Annotated in this window: 19 protein-coding genes; 8 read left to right on the top strand and 11 right to left on the bottom strand. The window is 42.2% G+C overall.

Going from position 1 to position 15,531, the window contains the following annotated elements; all coding sequences use genetic code 11:
* Positions 1-158 precede the first annotated feature (158 nt).
* Positions 159-1,259: a chorismate synthase gene (aroC, locus tag L1070_RS03710; RefSeq protein WP_070984331.1), complete on the bottom strand. Its 1,101-nt coding sequence runs from the start codon at positions 1,257-1,259 to the stop codon at positions 159-161.
* 60 nt (positions 1,260-1,319) lie between these two features.
* Positions 1,320-2,255 (bottom strand): 50S ribosomal protein L3 N(5)-glutamine methyltransferase, encoded by a 936-nt coding sequence (gene prmB / locus L1070_RS03705; protein ID WP_237124548.1) that lies wholly within the window; start codon positions 2,253-2,255, stop codon positions 1,320-1,322.
* A gap of 89 nt (positions 2,256-2,344) precedes the next feature.
* Between prmB and smrB the strand changes: the two genes are divergently transcribed.
* The 3 genes from smrB (at position 2,345) to L1070_RS03690 (ending at position 4,422) form a co-directional block, all read left to right on the top strand.
* Entirely contained in the window at positions 2,345-2,902 is a 558-nt protein-coding gene (gene smrB, locus L1070_RS03700; RefSeq protein WP_237124547.1) for an endonuclease SmrB, read from the top strand.
* Between the two features lie 280 nt (positions 2,903-3,182).
* Entirely contained in the window at positions 3,183-3,986 is an 804-nt protein-coding gene (locus L1070_RS03695; protein ID WP_070984325.1) for a response regulator, read from the top strand.
* Between the two features lie 169 nt (positions 3,987-4,155).
* Complete coding sequence (locus tag L1070_RS03690) at positions 4,156-4,422, top strand: hypothetical protein (RefSeq protein WP_237124546.1); 267 nt, start codon at positions 4,156-4,158, stop codon at positions 4,420-4,422.
* 200 nt (positions 4,423-4,622) lie between these two features.
* On the opposite strand, the gene L1070_RS03685 is transcribed toward L1070_RS03690, so the two are convergent.
* Together L1070_RS03685 and fadR are read right to left on the bottom strand one after the other, a co-directional pair.
* On the bottom strand, positions 4,623-5,228 hold the full coding sequence (locus L1070_RS03685; protein ID WP_237124545.1) for a peroxiredoxin C: 606 nt from the start codon (positions 5,226-5,228) through the stop codon (positions 4,623-4,625).
* Between the two features lie 246 nt (positions 5,229-5,474).
* Positions 5,475-6,188 (bottom strand): fatty acid metabolism transcriptional regulator FadR, encoded by a 714-nt coding sequence (gene fadR / locus L1070_RS03680; RefSeq protein WP_237124544.1) that lies wholly within the window; start codon positions 6,186-6,188, stop codon positions 5,475-5,477.
* Positions 6,189-6,366: 178 nt separating this feature from the next.
* On the opposite strand from fadR, the gene dsbB reads away from it, so the two are divergent.
* Positions 6,367-6,882, top strand: a complete 516-nt coding sequence (gene dsbB, locus L1070_RS03675; protein ID WP_237124543.1) for a disulfide bond formation protein DsbB — start codon at positions 6,367-6,369, stop codon at positions 6,880-6,882.
* Positions 6,879-7,181, top strand: coding sequence for a hypothetical protein (locus tag L1070_RS03670; RefSeq protein WP_237124542.1), 303 nt, complete (start codon positions 6,879-6,881; stop codon positions 7,179-7,181). Before dsbB ends, L1070_RS03670 begins: the two co-directional genes overlap by 4 nt.
* 29 nt (positions 7,182-7,210) lie before the next feature.
* On the opposite strand, the gene L1070_RS03665 is transcribed toward L1070_RS03670, so the two are convergent.
* Positions 7,211-7,519 (bottom strand): ComEA family DNA-binding protein, encoded by a 309-nt coding sequence (locus L1070_RS03665; RefSeq protein WP_237124541.1) that lies wholly within the window; start codon positions 7,517-7,519, stop codon positions 7,211-7,213.
* 266 nt (positions 7,520-7,785) lie between these two features.
* Here L1070_RS03665 and L1070_RS03660 point away from each other — a divergent pair, with 266 nt between their 5' ends.
* Positions 7,786-8,088, top strand: a complete 303-nt coding sequence (locus tag L1070_RS03660; protein ID WP_070984315.1) for a YebG family protein — start codon at positions 7,786-7,788, stop codon at positions 8,086-8,088.
* 56 nt (positions 8,089-8,144) lie between these two features.
* Here the strand turns inward: L1070_RS03660 and L1070_RS03655 are convergent, their stop codons facing one another.
* The 4 genes from L1070_RS03655 to L1070_RS03640 all read right to left on the bottom strand — a co-directional run bounded on the left by L1070_RS03655 (position 8,145) and on the right by L1070_RS03640 (position 12,171).
* A complete protein-coding gene (locus L1070_RS03655) occupies positions 8,145-9,335 on the bottom strand; it encodes an amino acid aminotransferase (protein WP_237124540.1) in 1,191 nt (396 codons plus the stop codon).
* 126 nt (positions 9,336-9,461) lie between these two features.
* Positions 9,462-10,127 carry a GAF domain-containing protein gene (locus L1070_RS03650; RefSeq protein WP_237124539.1) on the bottom strand — a complete coding sequence of 222 codons (666 nt, stop codon included), beginning with the start codon at positions 10,125-10,127 and terminating at the stop codon, positions 9,462-9,464.
* Positions 10,128-10,192: 65 nt separating this feature from the next.
* Positions 10,193-11,839, bottom strand: coding sequence for a SpoIIE family protein phosphatase (locus L1070_RS03645; RefSeq protein WP_237124538.1), 1,647 nt, complete (start codon positions 11,837-11,839; stop codon positions 10,193-10,195).
* A 26-nt stretch (positions 11,840-11,865) separates the two neighbouring features.
* A complete protein-coding gene (locus L1070_RS03640; RefSeq protein WP_070984311.1) occupies positions 11,866-12,171 on the bottom strand; it encodes an STAS domain-containing protein in 306 nt (101 codons plus the stop codon).
* Between the two features lie 205 nt (positions 12,172-12,376).
* Here L1070_RS03640 and L1070_RS03635 point away from each other — a divergent pair, with 205 nt between their 5' ends.
* Entirely contained in the window at positions 12,377-12,706 is a 330-nt protein-coding gene (locus L1070_RS03635) for a translation initiation factor (protein ID WP_070984309.1), read from the top strand.
* A 170-nt stretch (positions 12,707-12,876) separates the two neighbouring features.
* Here L1070_RS03635 and L1070_RS03630 read toward each other — a convergent pair whose 3' ends face one another.
* Together L1070_RS03630 and L1070_RS03625 are read right to left on the bottom strand one after the other, a co-directional pair.
* On the bottom strand, positions 12,877-13,749 hold the full coding sequence (locus tag L1070_RS03630; RefSeq protein ID WP_237124537.1) for a LysR family transcriptional regulator: 873 nt from the start codon (positions 13,747-13,749) through the stop codon (positions 12,877-12,879).
* Positions 13,750-13,778: 29 nt separating this feature from the next.
* On the bottom strand, positions 13,779-14,246 hold the full coding sequence (locus L1070_RS03625; RefSeq protein ID WP_237124536.1) for a hypothetical protein: 468 nt from the start codon (positions 14,244-14,246) through the stop codon (positions 13,779-13,781).
* 326 nt (positions 14,247-14,572) lie between these two features.
* Here L1070_RS03625 and L1070_RS03620 point away from each other — a divergent pair, with 326 nt between their 5' ends.
* Positions 14,573-15,487 (top strand): hypothetical protein, encoded by a 915-nt coding sequence (locus L1070_RS03620; RefSeq protein ID WP_237124535.1) that lies wholly within the window; start codon positions 14,573-14,575, stop codon positions 15,485-15,487.
* The last annotated feature ends 44 nt before the right edge of the window (positions 15,488-15,531 follow it).

The raw sequence follows: 15,531 nt of genomic DNA, 5'->3' as shown, positions 1-15,531 counted from the left end.
GGAAGGCGATTTATTTCAACCTGTTGATTAATAAGGTAGCTTATTTTTATATTGGAGGAAAGACTTCCCCTAATTCAGGGACTCTTAGAGTGGCTATGTTAACGATAGTAACTGGTTTTCATCGTTCGATAGAGCATGAAAACCAGTTACTAGGCGGGTTATTCTCTACTGGCTTTGATAGGGCCATGCGTTAGCTGCACATCAGGGTTTTGGCCTCGCTGGCGCAGCAAGTGATCCATCAAAGTAATCGCCATCATCGCCTCTGCGATAGGTATAGCGCGAATTCCCACACATGGGTCGTGACGTCCTTTGGTGATCATTTCTACCGCTTCATTTGCAGTGTTAATACTTTGTCCGGGGATGGTAATGCTAGATGTCGGCTTGAGCGCAATTGAGGCAATAATGTCTTGCCCTGTTGAAATGCCCGCCAAAACTCCGCCTGCATGATTGCTGGTAAAGCCCTCAGGTGTTAACTCATCACGATGCTCTGAGCCTTTTTGCTCAACAACCGCAAATCCGTCCCCTATCTCAACCCCTTTTACCGCATTAATACTCATTAATGAATGGGCTATTTCTGCGTCTAAACGATCGAAAACTGGCTCACCTAAACCGACGGGTACGTTTTTAGCCACTACCATGACTTTTGCACCGACCGAATCGCCTGACTTTTTAAGCGCTCTCATATACTCATCAAGTTCATCTAACTTACGCTCATCAGGGAAGAAAAATGGATTTTGTTCAACAAGCTGCCAGTTAAACTGCTCAGCCTTGATTGGCCCTAATTGCGACAAACAAGCAGTGATCTCAATACCGTGTACTTGGCGGAGATACTTCTTTGCGATACCACCTGCCGCTACCCTAATTGCGGTTTCTCTAGCAGAAGAACGACCGCCGCCACGATAATCACGATGGCCGTATTTATGCCAATAAGTGTAATCACCATGGCCCGGGCGAAACACATCCGCTATCTTGCTGTAATCCTGAGAGCGCTGATCTGTATTTTCAATCAGTAAGCCAATGCTAGTGCCTGTTGTCTTACCTTCAAATACGCCAGAAAGAATCTTTATCTCATCCCCTTCTCTGCGCTGCGTAGTGTAGCGGCTTTGTCCGGGCTTTCGTCTGTCTAAATCAATTTGTAAATCAGCTTCACAAAGCTCAAGCCCTGCCGGTACACCGTCAACCACACCGCCTAAGGCAGGGCCGTGACTTTCTCCGAAGGTACTCACTTTAAAAAGTTGACCTATGCTATTACCTGCCATTATTTATCCTCATTCCAAATGACACCCTAAACTACTGAGTTGACTTATAAAGCATCCAACTCAGTCATTAAAATATTCGATTAATTGCTGTTTTGAAACCACGAACACTCCAAGACCACCATGCTCAAATTCAACCCATTCAAACGGTGCCCCCGGATACAGTGCTTCCATATGTACCATAGAGTTGCCTACTTCTACAAATAACCACCCATCGTCAGTTAAGTGTTCAGCTGCCTGCTGTAAAATTGCACGTGTTACATCTAAACCATCGTCACCTGAGGCCAAACCAAGTTCAGGCTCATGATGAAACTCATGAGGTAAGTCCGCCATATCTTCAGCATCAACATAAGGTGGGTTAGCCACGATTAAGTCATACTTTTGACCTTCAATACCGCTAAATACATCTGACTGAATCGCAAACACCTGATCTTGAAGCATGTAATCATCAATATTGATGTTTGCCACCTCTAACGCATCATATGAGATGTCAACTGCATCTACCTGTGCATCAGCAAAGGCTTGCGCGAGTGCTATCGCAATACAACCTGAGCCAGTACACATATCTAAGATTCGCGTAATAGGCTGTTCTTCTTTCAACCAAGGTGCAAACTTTTTATTGATGAGTTCCGCAAAGGGTGAGCGAGGCACCAATACTCTTTCATCTACATAAAAAGGCATCCCAGCAAACCATGCTTGATTCGTTAAATAAGCAACAGGAGTACGCTCTACAATGCGAGTTTCGATATAACTCAACAAACGTAATTTTTCGGTGCGAGTCAGCCGTGAGTTCATCAACTCTGCGGGTGTATCCAAAGGCAGGTTTAAAATAGGTAACACAAGGCTTACCGCTTCATCCCACGCATTATCAGTGCCATGGCCAAAAAATAGCCCTTCACTTGCAAACTGGCTGGTAGTCCAACGTAGCCAATCTCTGATTGTTAGTAAATCACTTACTGTTTCTTGCGTTAACGCTTCTGTTACCTGAAATTCGCTCATGTATTTATCTCAGTCATCATAATGTAATTGTTGCTATTGTAGCGGTTTTTAAGCTGGGTTTTTATGCTTTTTTTATTTAGAATGGCCCAATGAAAAAAGAACGCCCTGAATCCCACATGATAGATGATGCTGATCTAGATTTATTCCGCCAGTCCATCGCTGGTGCAACTAAGTATAAACAAGATACAGTGCGCTTTGAGAAGGCCCCTAGCAAACCCAAACTAAATGAGCTTGCCAGTCAAAAAAAGCAGCATCAATCTGAGTTTTATTTTTCCGACGAATATATCCCTGACATTGATACCCATGGCACTGTCAATTATGTCAGACCCGGCGCTGACAGATACCTTGCGAAACAATTGCGCAGAGGGGATATTGCACCAGAGTTGATCCTCGACTTACATGGTCTAAACAAAGATCGTGTGAAGGAAGAATTGGCTGCGTTAATCCATGCCTGCAAAAAGCAACACTACTACTGTGCCTGTGTGGTACACGGAATTGGTGAGCACATATTAAAGCACAAAGTGCCGCAATATCTTGTTCAACATCCAGATATACTCGCGATGCATCAGGCTCCTTTAGAGTATGGTGGTAAGGGCGCGGTGCTTATTTTAGTTGACCTTCCTCAATCAAATGAATTTAGACGCTAAATTTAATTAACCTATGTTGTGGATAAGGGCTTTGATATAACAAGAAGTTAATCCCTTACAGTTTTCGCATCCAGTGATGATATTTCGTTCAACATCAAAGCATTTTTGCGAAGTAATAGCGCGCTACTACAAGTAAAAATAACGACCAGAGTGTACAAAATAGCTTTATTTGGCCAATTCACTTATGCGCAGCTGAGGTTAATTAACTGGCTCATAGGCGCGCCATTGGTTAATATGCTTGATATCAAATATCGATAACGCATACATTAACAGGGTTCTTATGAACGAATTACTAAGTGCTGATCTTGCTATCATGCTTATTGAGCCATCTCCAACGCAACGAAAAATAATTACCAAAGAGCTGCAAGGCGAAGGAATCTTACACATTGATTTTGCCGACTCTATCGCTGATGCCAAAGCTCAACTACAAAGCAATATTCCTGATCTGATAATTTCCTGCCTTCACCTGCCCGATGGCAACGCGGTAGATATCCAGCATTACATCAATCACGACCTTAGCGAATATTCCATTCCATTTATGCTAATTTCCAGCGAAACACGAAAAGAGCAACTTGAGATATTCAAACAATCTGGCGTAATTGCCATTTTGCCCAAACCTTTTAACAAGCTGCATTTAGGCAAAGCTATCAACGCAACACTAGACATTTTATCTCCACAGGAGTTAGAACTGGACTTGTACGATATTCAAGATTTACGTGTGCTTGTTGTGGATGATTCTAAGCTGGCACGACAGTACATACTTAGGGTATTGACGAACTTAGGGGCAACCCGATTCACCGAGGCTGAAGATGGCGCTCAAGCGCTGGAAATACTACAAACACAGATGTTTGATTTAATCGTGACCGATTACAATATGCCACAAGTCAACGGCCAAGAGCTCACAGAGTCAATCCGTAACAGTGACAAGCATGCTCACATTCCCGTGCTTATGGTAACCTCAGAGGCTAATGATGCACATTTATCCAACATTATGCAGTCTGGCGTGAATGCATTATGTGACAAGCCATTTGAGCCCGATACAGTGAAAAAGTTGATTTATCAGCTGCTTGAACAAGAAAGCTAAAATATCGTCTTTTTAACCACTTCGAGTGGTCAATTTAGCACTAGGTGATTTTGTTGACCACGACCAAAAAGCTTAAAGTTCATTTAAAAACAATAAGTTAAAATATTTTTATAATATGGCACAACCCTTGTAATAGTTATCACGACTAACAATGCAAAGGAGCAATATTATGAAAACTTTAACTAAACTAACTGCTGTCGTATTAATTGGTTGTGCAAGTGCAACGAGCTATGCGAACCCACTACAATCTGACACGACCGCCGAATTATCTAATGTGATCAGCAATGCCATCACTACAAGCATCAACCACAGCATTGAAGAACTAAAAGCTTCAACGCTTAAAGCGGTCGCACATTCTCTAGATAATGCGTCGGAACAAGAAGCCACCATGGCTACATCTGAATCGACTCAAGTCAAAGAGGAAAGCTCACTATGAATTCTGAACTAATGTTATTGAGCTTACTTTCTCTACCAGTAATAAGCACATTTGTAGCATACGTGGGAGTTGAGCTGCTCCGCTTTGTAGGGCAAAGACTGAGCATGGGGTAACGCTATGGTTGTATCTAGATTAAACGAGGCGTGCAGGCAAATAAAAACCCGCCAAGCGGCGGGTTTTATAAAACGAAAGATGGCTTATTATAGCGCGCCTTCGTTTTCAGATAGGAACTTAGCAACACCTTCAGGGCTTGCGTCCATACCAGCTTTACCTTCAGTCCAACCAGCAGGACATACTTCACCGTGCTCGCTGTGGAACGCCAATGCATCAACCATACGTAGCATTTCGTCGATGTTACGACCTAAAGGAAGATCGTTAACTACTTGGTGACGTACATTACCTTCCTCGTCGATTAGGAATGAACCACGGAATGCAACACCAGCTTCAGGGTGCTCAACGTCATATGCTTTACAGATTTCGTGCTTTACGTCTGCAACAAGTGCGTACTTAACTGGACCAATACCACCATCGTTTACTGGTGTATTACGCCATGCGTTGTGTGAGAACTGTGAGTCAATTGAAACACCGATTACTTCAACGCCACGCTTCTGGAACTCTTCAAAACGCTTGTCAAAAGCAATCAACTCAGAAGGACAAACAAAAGTGAAGTCTAGTGGGTAAAAGAACACGACTGCCTTTTTACCTTTGATGTTTTCATGTAGATTGTAGCTATCTACGATTTCGCCATTACCTAGTACCGCTGCTGCTGTAAAGTCTGGTGCCTGACGGCCAACTAATACACCCATTGTTTTCTCCAAATAGTTAGGTTTTTGTCCAATTATATCTAGCACATATCCATGCGCTAAAACTGTACTGACTATATTGAGGCTGTTTTCAAAAAAACAACCTCAAAAAAAATTTGGCCTCAGTTTATGCCTCATCACTGTAAAATAACAATCGAATAAAGCGATAACTACCATCTATTTTTTTGATTAGTACTGAGCCACCTGTACAAAAAACGCCTCATTTTAGAGGCGTTTTTTGTTAAGCTGTTAGTCCATAATATTGTCTGGCATCTCACCACGGAGTTGCTGCCAAATCTCACCTGTTTTATGACCGTACTTACGCATAAGTGAAATGGCACCATCGTGATTTTGCTCTTGGGCAAGCGCTGTCAAGTCTTTATAAAACTGTCTTGCAAGCTCCCGTGTACGCGCATCTGAAAAATAATGACCACCGATTTTCGAGTACAAGCCCTTAAAGCCGTTGAGTACTAACACGTAAATGCGATTATTACCTGCAATCGCTAACTGGTGGTGAACACGATAGTCATATTCAGCAAAAGCTTCTGCGGTATCTTCCAGCTCATCACTTTTAGATAGTATTTCAATCACAGACTGAGGATTAAACTTGATTGCGGCACGAGTATAAATAGCGCTAATATTAGTGCGTGCTGACAATAACTGATCTGTAAGTTCAGGCATTTTGTCTTCATCCAAACGCGCTAACGTCTCAAGAATGTTTAAGCCTGATGTTTCCCAAAAGTTATTGACTCGCGTTGGTTTGCCATGCTGGATTGTTAGCCAGCCATCTCTTGCTAAGCGCTGCAATACCTCACGTAGAGTGGTTCTAGTAACGCCAATTAATTCAGACAGCTCTCGCTCGGCAGGTAAGATAGAACCAGGTGGAAACTCTCCGTTCCAAATAGATTCAACAATATACTCCTCAGCAAACCCTGCTGGACTCTTGGCTTTGAAAATTCTCATTTAGCACCACTTCTTTAAAAATGACCGCACATTATGCAATCCACTGATTGTACCAGATGATTTTCAAGTAACAAGCAAAGAAAGCGATTAGCGCTCAGCATGCGCTATAGCGAGATTAGTTGCAGCAAAAAGCGTTTATGACTCATAATAGCAACAAAATTAATACTCAGGAGTAGGTATGAATTGGTTAAGTGCACTGTCCTCATCTAAGAAAGCATGGGCGTTGCTAGCAATAAGTGCAGGATTGTTCGAAGTCACCGCATTGTATTTTCAATATGTAATGGGGCTAGAGCCTTGCATCATGTGTATTTACCAGCGTACCGCTATGCTGGGTTTATTTGCCGCTGGCATTGTAGGTTATTTATCCCCAACCAACTGGCAAGTAAAAGGTACTGGGTTCGCCATTTGGGGCATTAGTAGTATTTGGGGCTGGATGATTGCTCGCGAGCACATTAATATGCAAACGACCACAGACCCATTCGCTTTTACTTGTGACATTGTCCCTAACTTCCCAAGTTTTATGCCTGTGCATGAATGGTTCCCTGCATTTTTTGCAGCAACAGGTGACTGCGGAAACATCGACTGGTCTTTCCTATCACTCAGTATGCCAGGGTGGATGGAAGTTATATTTGCGTTTTATAGTTTAAGCTTTATTGCTGTGTTGGTAGCAAGCATTTTGGTTCGCTCAAAATGATTATTCGCCTTAGCCAGATAAAATCTCTCGAGCGCTACAAGCTACGTGACAAACAACGTATCTTGGCAATCGCATTAGATGACATGCCAGCCATGCGTAAAGTGGCACTACGCATTGCTAAGCTCTCGGTATTAATACCTTTCTTTATTGCTTTGGCGTACGTTGAAGGGTGGAGCTTGTTGCCCATTTTGCTGCTCGCTGGACTGAGCTACCCTTTGCTCACCAGCCCTATTGAAATACAGTTTGCCAAACCATGGATTAGCAACGCGGTTGACAAGTTTGAATCACAACAAGACTAAAAAGGGCCCTACGGCCCTTTAATCATAAGTTAAAAGCGAATCTTACCCTCTAATTTGGCAGCTATACGACTACCAATACCTTTAACTTGCTGTAACCCATCAAGGTCGACAAAGCGACCGTTTGTTTGGCGGTAATCAATAATAGCTTGCGCTTTCTTTTGGCCAACCCCCGGCAGTTTTGCCAGCTCTTCAAGTGAAGCGGAGTTTACATCCACCAAATGAGCGCTGTGTTCAACAACTTTAACGCTAGTAGACTTGTTGAGCTGCTGAGCTGCTACATTATAGTTAAGCCCAAAGCCAATAATTAACGTTACGACGAGTATAATAGATTGCATCATAGTAGTTCCTTACTAGTTATATTCCTTAATTAAGTCCTTTGTGTAAGTACTCATACAGCTAAGCTACTTACTATCAAGGAATATTAAATAAAGGAAATGTACCTTAATTTGTCAAGATGCATACTCATGAAAAATACGTAGGTCGCTTTTATGTAATAAAGTAACGTTAGGCTGACTAAAAGATAGATGGCAATGGTGAATAAAACCTTGCATAATCCACCAGAAAGATTTACTGTATAAAAAAACAGTGTTTAGCAGGAGTGATCATGGCTGTTATTGTTAAGTATGTGGTTGAAAGAAATGGAGTCGAGCGCATGACCTTTACCAGTAAAAAAGAGGCTGATGCATACGACAAAATGTTAGACGTTGCAGAGTCGTTGGAGCAGATGCTGAGCAAAGTTGACGTCCCTCTTAGCGAACAACAAGTTGAATCGCTAGCACTTGAGATAGCAAAGCAAAAAGACGATTTTTTAGCTGTGCTTAAGGGCGGTAAGCCCGTTGCGACAAAAAAAGCTAAGCCCTCAGCCAAAACAAATACTGAGAATGTAACGCCGTTAAAAGAAGCGTAGCTCAAATTGATAATAAAAAAGCCGCTATTGCGGCTTATTTATTTGCGAGTCGCTTGTTACTTCAATACGTCAGCAACAGCATCCGCAAAGTAATTGATGTTTGCTTGGCTGATACCAGCTACGTTTACTCGGCTTGAGCCAACGATATAGATACCATACTCTTTTTGTAAACGGTCAATTTGTTCTTTGTTGATACCTAAGAACGAGAACATACCATTTTGCTTATCAATGAACGAGAAGTCTTGAGCAACGCCCTTAGCCGCTAAGCTATCTTTGATTAGCGTACGTAGCCCATTAATACGTGTTCGCATTTCGTCTAGCTCTTCATGCCACATTTGAGTAAGTTCTGAGCTGCTTAGAATGATGTTTACAATATCAGCACCATGCGCTGGCGGCATTGAATAGATACTACGTACAACACTTAACAACACCGAGTTTGAAATATCGGCCACAGCAGCATCTTTTGAGATAAGGGTACATGCACCTACACGCTCACGATATAAACCAAAGTTCTTAGAACATGAAGAGCAAATGATCAGTTCTTCAACCGTATCAGCAAGTAAACGCAAACCGTAAGCGTCTTGATCTAAGCTTGCACCAAAGCCTTGGTACGCAATATCAATCAATGGCGTGAAGCCGACTTCTTTTGCAAGGTCTGCAACAACCTGCCATTGCTCTGCATTCAGATCCATGCCGCTTGGGTTGTGACAACATGCATGAAGTAGCACGATATCGCCTTTTGGCACTTGCTTAAGCGCAGCGATCATTTCATCAAACAGTAGACCCTTATTCTCGTAGTCGTAGTACGGGTATTCTTTAACCTGTAGACCAGCAGCCTCGAATAAACTGATGTGGTTTGCCCATGTTGGCGTGGTAACCCACACTGTCGCATTAGTATTACAACGTTTGATAAATTCTGCCGCTACACGTAACGCTCCCGTACCACCTGGAGTTTGAGCTGTGCGAACTCGATTAGCCAATAATGCGCTGTGCTCACCAAGAAGCAACGACTCCATTTTATGGCAAAAATCTAAGTTCCCAGCTAACCCAATGTAAGACTTTGTTTTTTCATTTTCTAGTCGAAATGCTTCCGCCTTTTTAACGGCACGTAGCACAGGTGTATCGCCCTGTTCGTCTTTATAAACCCCAACGCCTAAATCAATTTTGTTTGGGTTTGTATCTTGCTTGTAAGCAGCCATCAATCCTAGGATTGGATCTGTTGGTAGTGGTTTTAATTCACTGAACATGGGTCATCTCTTATTTTACGTTATATCAGCGAGCAATATCTGCACTGCACGGGCGCTAAGCATCGCTGAACACTAGGGTTTAAACTGAGCTCATATTAACATAAATATTGGTCAAAACGAGTCATATCACTCAGGTAGATACTGAGGAATTTTAATACACACAGCAATTAGTAAAGCTAGTACACTCGGTGTAAAAAAATCTTTGCTAAACGCTTCAGCATCAATAATACCAATACAGTTGTTTGCATTATCAAACAATGGTAAACACGCTTCCGCCTGTACTTTTGGGTCACACGTATAATACTCGCCGCCGTTATCAACATATGCCGCAACATCGTTGATAACTCGAGCATGGCCGCTGATCACCACCTGCACATTATTACTGGTGGCAGCAAATTGCTCATTAACAGGAAACAATGGCCTGCTCGGTGCGCCGTGGTATGCAAGTTTCAATAACTGCGCACCTTGTGATGTCTCACGAGTTTGATATATACCAAACCAGTCCACATTCGTTTGTCTTTGTACAAAAGCCACAATGGACTGTAACTTAGCTAACGCTTGTGAGGTTTGCTCGTCTTGTGGTAGTAATGAATTGAGTTCAAAAGGCTCATCCTGAAGGTGGCCAAATAAACTACATGCACCGCCTTCGCCAAGCTCAGGAATACGATAGGCCCACACCGCATCCTGCCAGTTACTTTGGTCCTGCAAAAATTCATCTAATTGAGATAGAGCCAATTCAACATCGGCGGGCTCTACATTAAGAGCCGATTGAGTTAGGTAAGAAGAAACCATCTAGCCATCCAAACATCTAAAAACAACGATAGACTAGCACGCTAATAAAGCTTTGCAAATAGAAATTATTGCAAAGAATAAACTATTTTTACTTCATTTCCTTGCACATTAAATTGAATGTCACATGACATTTCCTGAAGTAAGCGCAACCCTCGGCCGTACTCCAATTGCAGGTTGTCGTCTTTGCTGTCCTTAATCCTAAACCCGCTACCTGAGTCAGAGATTATAAATTCCAACAAGCTATCTTTGGGCACGTACTTAACGTGAATACTGATCAAAGCGTTTTCTATTTGAGTAAGCGCTTTTTCTCTTAATTGATAGTATTCTATAAAGCCATCTTCTCTATTTTTAATGTCTGAATCTAAACCAAGCACGCCATGGTCAACAGCATTGTTATATGCCTCTGAAAGCAGTAGAAAGATGTTTGACCTGTGTTCACTCACACCTTCGATTTTACTCAATACGTCAACCAACTCTAATATTGGATCTGTACTCACAATACATTGCGCATCAATTTGCACACCGAATTCAAAAGGGATTTTCGAGTATACAATAGGAGCTTGTTGGGCTTTTTCGCATGCTAAACAATTGATAATCGCAATGCTCAGATCATCTTGCTGCGCGCTATGTTCCGAGAAGCTATGGACGAGTTGTATAACTTGCTCAGTCGAAATATTGTGACGGCTTCGTAATGCCTCTTTTAATCGACTTTCACCAAACATTTCACCTTGCTTATTTTCTGTTTCGATTATGCCATCGGTCGCCATTACCAATCGCTGGTTTGCTTTGACTTCTAGATGAATCGTCGTACGTTCAAATTCATCATCGCTCAAGATCCCCAAAGCCATATGCTGCGATTCTAATGTTTGAACGACATCGCCCTGCTCATCAATCAAATACAAATCTGGCATACCGCCTAACCAAGCAGATACACTTTTCCCCGACTCACTCAGCTCCACGATTGCTGCGGCGCAAAACATGTTGCTTGGTAGCAATGTGTTCAGCACACCATTTAACTCAAATGCAATGTCATTTACCGCCATTCCCTTGCTAACCATTGCATAAAAAATACGTGACGCAGGCAATGCACCGACCGCCGCGGCTAAGCCGTGCCCTGTAAAATCTCCGAGCAGGCAATAAAATCCACCCATAGGACTCTTTGCCATCAAGAACATATCACCATTGAACATAGAAGCAGGTGAAAGGTGATAGTCACAATACTTATGAAATTTTGATGATTGGTCGAGCGCGTTACTGAAGATGTGCTCAACTATTTCATGTTCTCGCTCAATTTGATTGTAGTGATACTCTAGCTGCTTTTTTTGCTGGTTGGCTTCTTGGCTTAACCTTCGAGTTCGGGCATGAGCACGGATCTTGGCCGATAAGATCACTCTATCGAACGGTTTATGAATAAAATCATCGCCACCAACAGCCAAACACTTTTCAAAACTTTCGTGATCTTCAAGGGTGGTGATAAAAATGACGGGTAAATATACGTCCCCTGCCAACTCTTTAATTTTCGGTGCCGCTTCAAAACCATTCATCACTGGCATAAGAACATCAAGTAGCACCACATCAACTTTGCATTGCTTCATCAACTCAATTGCCTGAGCCCCATCATTGGCTACAACAACGTCATACTCTTGTTGCTCTAACATGGTTTTTAGCAAGATACAGTTTAACGGCTGATCATCAACAACCAATACACGCACAGTTACGGCTCCTGATTAAAGGTGTGTCAGTCAATATCAAACTTTTTATCAAACCTTGATATTTGCAATATTTTCTTTAGCTGCGGACGACAATTGGTGATTTGAATGGTATCGATGGAATCTGCGAGCGTTTTTTTCATGTTTAGCAGCATACCCAACGCAGAACTATCCATGTAATCGGTTTCTCTCAAGTCAACCACTACTTTCTCAGTTTGTTCACCAACATCGGCATACGCCTGACGAAATGACTGTACTAGGTTGAAGTCAAACTTCCCTCTAATTTGTATTGTTAATATCTTACCGTCTGCCGAAGAATTTTTGCTCAAACTCATGTTAAGCTCCTAATATATTAAGAATTTACTATCCAATGCACTGACTTAAATATAAACGCTTTATTCAGTTTAGCCACAAATAAGTCACTGTGAGCAAATTAACGCACTTTTTTCGCTTCTTGATTCCACCAGCCTAAAAACTACAGCTATGAAATAGATTAGTGTTATGATCTGAGCATTATTCTTTTTAAGCTGTGAGAGAAAAATGTCTGATAGTCGTTTAGTTTATTCAACAGAAACGGGCCGTATTGATACCAAGGAACCAAAAAAGGAAGTGGAGTCAAAAGTATTCAAAGATGGGTTCGTAAGAATTGAGAGACAAACAAAAGGGAGAAAAGGCAAAGGCGTTATGTTGGTTGTGGGTATTGATGCGCAGCAACACGACCTAAAAAAGCTGGCCAAAACACTCAAGAGTAAAATGGGCCAAGGCGGCGCTTTGAAAGATGGTGTGATTGAAATTCAAGGTGACGACAGAGAAAAGCTCAAACAAATATTAGAAACGCTTAAGTTCAAAGTAAAAATTGCTGGCGGTTAAATCGGCGCTATTTACCCATACCAGAGGGGTGGGTCGAACTCCTCTGCTAACCTCCAAAGAACTACACATTCCTCTGTTACACAATTAAACCTGTACGCGATACTTATGTAATATCGCATGAGCCATGGTCACACCAAGTCTTTAACCAAGGACAAAAAAGATAAATTCAGCTAAGCGCTCTTAACCTTTTGATTAATTAAGCTTTGTTTATTTCTCATCACGGTGAGTAGGAACTGAATGAGTTTTTTAACGTTAGGTAAAGACTGTTTATTTGGGTGAGTTAATACCCACAAGTCAGCAAATGAGTCTGAACTGGGCGCAAATTCAACTAACTGCGGAAAATGCTGTGCGATGTAATGCGCTCCCCTGATCATACCTAACCCATTTGCGGCTGCTTGATGGCGCAAAACTAAGTCTTCAATAACTAAATTGACCGAAGCATTTGGAAATGGCGTTTCAGCCAACCAAGCAGGGCGAGATTGACTGTGTGCAACTATCCAAGTGATATCTTTCTCACTGCTATTGTTCAGATAATCTCGGTGCATAAAGTAACCAAGCGAAATGGGACACAAACGATGCCCGACCAAGTAATCATCGAGCTGATCTGATGCACGAACCACCACATCTGCCTCGCTACTATCTAAGTCACTTAACGCATAGGTGGTGTTAATATTGAGCAGAATGTCAGGGTGCAGCGCTTGAAACTCACTCAACACGTCCATTAGCACAAACTGTAAGATTGCAGGAGGTAAAGACAGGTTAACCTGTTGCTTGGCCTGCTTAATAGTGGATTGGATCGCTGGTAGCTGGCTTTGTAACTGAGCTTGCATCGCTTTTGCTGTGGTAAGTAGCTGCTCCCCAAGCTCACTAAAAACCAGTTTGTTTTGTGTTGTTGTACATACAGCAATGGGATAACGCTGGTTGAGACTATGCAGTCTGCGCGCGACGGTTGTATGGTTTATCCCCAACAGCTTGGCCGCCCCACGCAGGGTGTGTGCGCTGTTTAATGCCAGTAGTAATTGAAAGTCATCCCAGCTTTGCATACATCATAACATCGTTCGTTTTGGTGTTATTAAATTAAAGTGTTTTTTGCATTGTGTATAGCAAATGCCGAAATTTTCCATTTGCCATCAATTAAATAGACATAGTAACTGGCCCCTACTTTATTATGTAAGGCTCCGGTTTTGGTATAGCGCTCGGCAATGTTGCTCACCAGCGCAATGTTGTCATCCAGTTGATGAATTGACACCTTGCCCCATTTAACATAGCTCACACCATCAGCTTTTAGACTTGATAAGAAAACCTGCACTTGCTGGTTCATTTGCGCGTGTGTGATCACACTCGGCTTGGAGCGCGATGACATCAACATAACCGTGTCAGCGTATAGCTCAGGTGTATTTGGCAAGACACCATGCTCTAAAAAGTGGTTATATTTGGCCATATAGCCTTCAAATAATGTGTTGATTTGTGCTTTGGCGGTGTCTCCAGCTAAAACACTATTGCTTAACAATAGTAATATCAATGCGGTACAAAATCTCATACTTGCTTTCTCCTTTTTTAGTTTTCATTATCCTAGCAAGTACTGCTGTGTGGGTCGCGGATTAAAATAGTTATTAGGCGCTGCGTTTTAGCACCAGGCTAATACTTATACAACCAGCCTAATCACTTCGGATCTGGTTATATATTTTAACCAAGCGGGAGCTAGATTGAGCGCTGAGGCTAAGAAGATAAACTTAATTAACTATCAATCATTTACCAAATCATCTAACAGAAATCATAAGAACCTCAAGCTTCCAAAGCGCAACTTGTGTAAGGTTAAAACATGTAAGCCAAAAATTGATGGATAACGTTTAGCAGGAATGAATCATGAAACATAATATTTATCTTTTACACCTATTGACGTTGTTTTTACTAACAAACACCAATGCTTTTGCAATGAGTGAACGCCCAACCCTAAAAGGCCCCTATCTTGGCCAAACACCACCTGGCATGATCCCAAAAGTATTTGCCCCAGGTTACGTCAGCACTCGGCACCGAGACCACACCCCATCCTTCACGCCTGACTTACAAGAGCTTTATTTTTCCAGAAAGGATGCAGATACAGATAAATGGTGGCTGATCCGATTCAAACAAATAGACAACGTATGGCATGAATCTGTGATCGGTCCAAGAGTGGGGCGGCCTTCGCTCGCACCAAATGGCAAAGTTATGCACTTAGGCAATAAATATATGCAACGTACACAAAGCGGCTGGTCCGAGGTAAAATCTCTTGGCCCCATGTTTGATAGATCTGACTGGGGAATTATGCGCTTATCAGCTTCGGCGGATGGTACTTACATCTTTGATGATTATAAAAATAATGATGTGTTGCGTATTTCTGAGGTAAAAAATGGCAAACGCCAAACGCCGGTATTGCTTGGCCCACACATCAATGCTGGCAAATGGACCGCCCACCCCTTCATCGCCCAAGATGCTTCGTACATCATCTGGGACAGTGAAAAAGATGATGGCTATGGAAATAAAGATTTATATATTAGCTTTCGCCTACCCAACGGAGATTGGGGCAGAGCAAAAAACTTAGGTGACTCTATTAATACCGCTGGAATGGAAGCAGGAGCTTATGTTTCTCCTGATGGTAAATATCTATTCTTTAATAGACACGTTCTAAAAGACGGCGAAACGCAATCTTCCACAGATGGTGATATCTATTGGGTAGATGCTGCAGTGATTGAGCGGCTGAGACCTAAGTCACCAGATAGCAAACTGTCAACCGTAGACTAAAAAACAGGCTGAGTGATATGTTGCCACACCTCTCAGCCCCATAT

It is taken from the genome of Pseudoalteromonas sp. MMG022, assembly GCF_021654245.1.
GTDB lineage: Bacteria > Pseudomonadota > Gammaproteobacteria > Enterobacterales > Alteromonadaceae > Pseudoalteromonas > Pseudoalteromonas amylolytica.
Note: the sequence above shows the minus strand (reverse complement) of the source record. Positions and strands in the feature narration are given on the sequence as shown.

Coding starts and splice junctions, on each gene's coding strand:
- aroC (WP_070984331.1), bottom strand. CDS start 1,259: ATGGCAGGTAATAGCATAGGTCAACTTTTTAAAGTGAGTACCTTCGGA.
- prmB (WP_237124548.1), bottom strand. CDS start 2,255: ATGAGCGAATTTCAGGTAACAGAAGCGTTAACGCAAGAAACAGTAAGT.
- smrB (WP_237124547.1), top strand. CDS start 2,345: ATGAAAAAAGAACGCCCTGAATCCCACATGATAGATGATGCTGATCTA.
- L1070_RS03695 (WP_070984325.1), top strand. CDS start 3,183: ATGAACGAATTACTAAGTGCTGATCTTGCTATCATGCTTATTGAGCCA.
- L1070_RS03690 (WP_237124546.1), top strand. CDS start 4,156: ATGAAAACTTTAACTAAACTAACTGCTGTCGTATTAATTGGTTGTGCA.
- L1070_RS03685 (WP_237124545.1), bottom strand. CDS start 5,228: ATGGGTGTATTAGTTGGCCGTCAGGCACCAGACTTTACAGCAGCAGCG.
- fadR (WP_237124544.1), bottom strand. CDS start 6,188: ATGAGAATTTTCAAAGCCAAGAGTCCAGCAGGGTTTGCTGAGGAGTAT.
- dsbB (WP_237124543.1), top strand. CDS start 6,367: ATGAATTGGTTAAGTGCACTGTCCTCATCTAAGAAAGCATGGGCGTTG.
- L1070_RS03670 (WP_237124542.1), top strand. CDS start 6,879: ATGATTATTCGCCTTAGCCAGATAAAATCTCTCGAGCGCTACAAGCTA.
- L1070_RS03665 (WP_237124541.1), bottom strand. CDS start 7,519: ATGATGCAATCTATTATACTCGTCGTAACGTTAATTATTGGCTTTGGG.
- L1070_RS03660 (WP_070984315.1), top strand. CDS start 7,786: ATGGCTGTTATTGTTAAGTATGTGGTTGAAAGAAATGGAGTCGAGCGC.
- L1070_RS03655 (WP_237124540.1), bottom strand. CDS start 9,335: ATGTTCAGTGAATTAAAACCACTACCAACAGATCCAATCCTAGGATTG.
- L1070_RS03650 (WP_237124539.1), bottom strand. CDS start 10,127: ATGGTTTCTTCTTACCTAACTCAATCGGCTCTTAATGTAGAGCCCGCC.
- L1070_RS03640 (WP_070984311.1), bottom strand. CDS start 12,171: ATGAGTTTGAGCAAAAATTCTTCGGCAGACGGTAAGATATTAACAATA.
- L1070_RS03635 (WP_070984309.1), top strand. CDS start 12,377: ATGTCTGATAGTCGTTTAGTTTATTCAACAGAAACGGGCCGTATTGAT.
- L1070_RS03630 (WP_237124537.1), bottom strand. CDS start 13,749: ATGCAAAGCTGGGATGACTTTCAATTACTACTGGCATTAAACAGCGCA.
- L1070_RS03625 (WP_237124536.1), bottom strand. CDS start 14,246: ATGAGATTTTGTACCGCATTGATATTACTATTGTTAAGCAATAGTGTT.
- L1070_RS03620 (WP_237124535.1), top strand. CDS start 14,573: ATGAAACATAATATTTATCTTTTACACCTATTGACGTTGTTTTTACTA.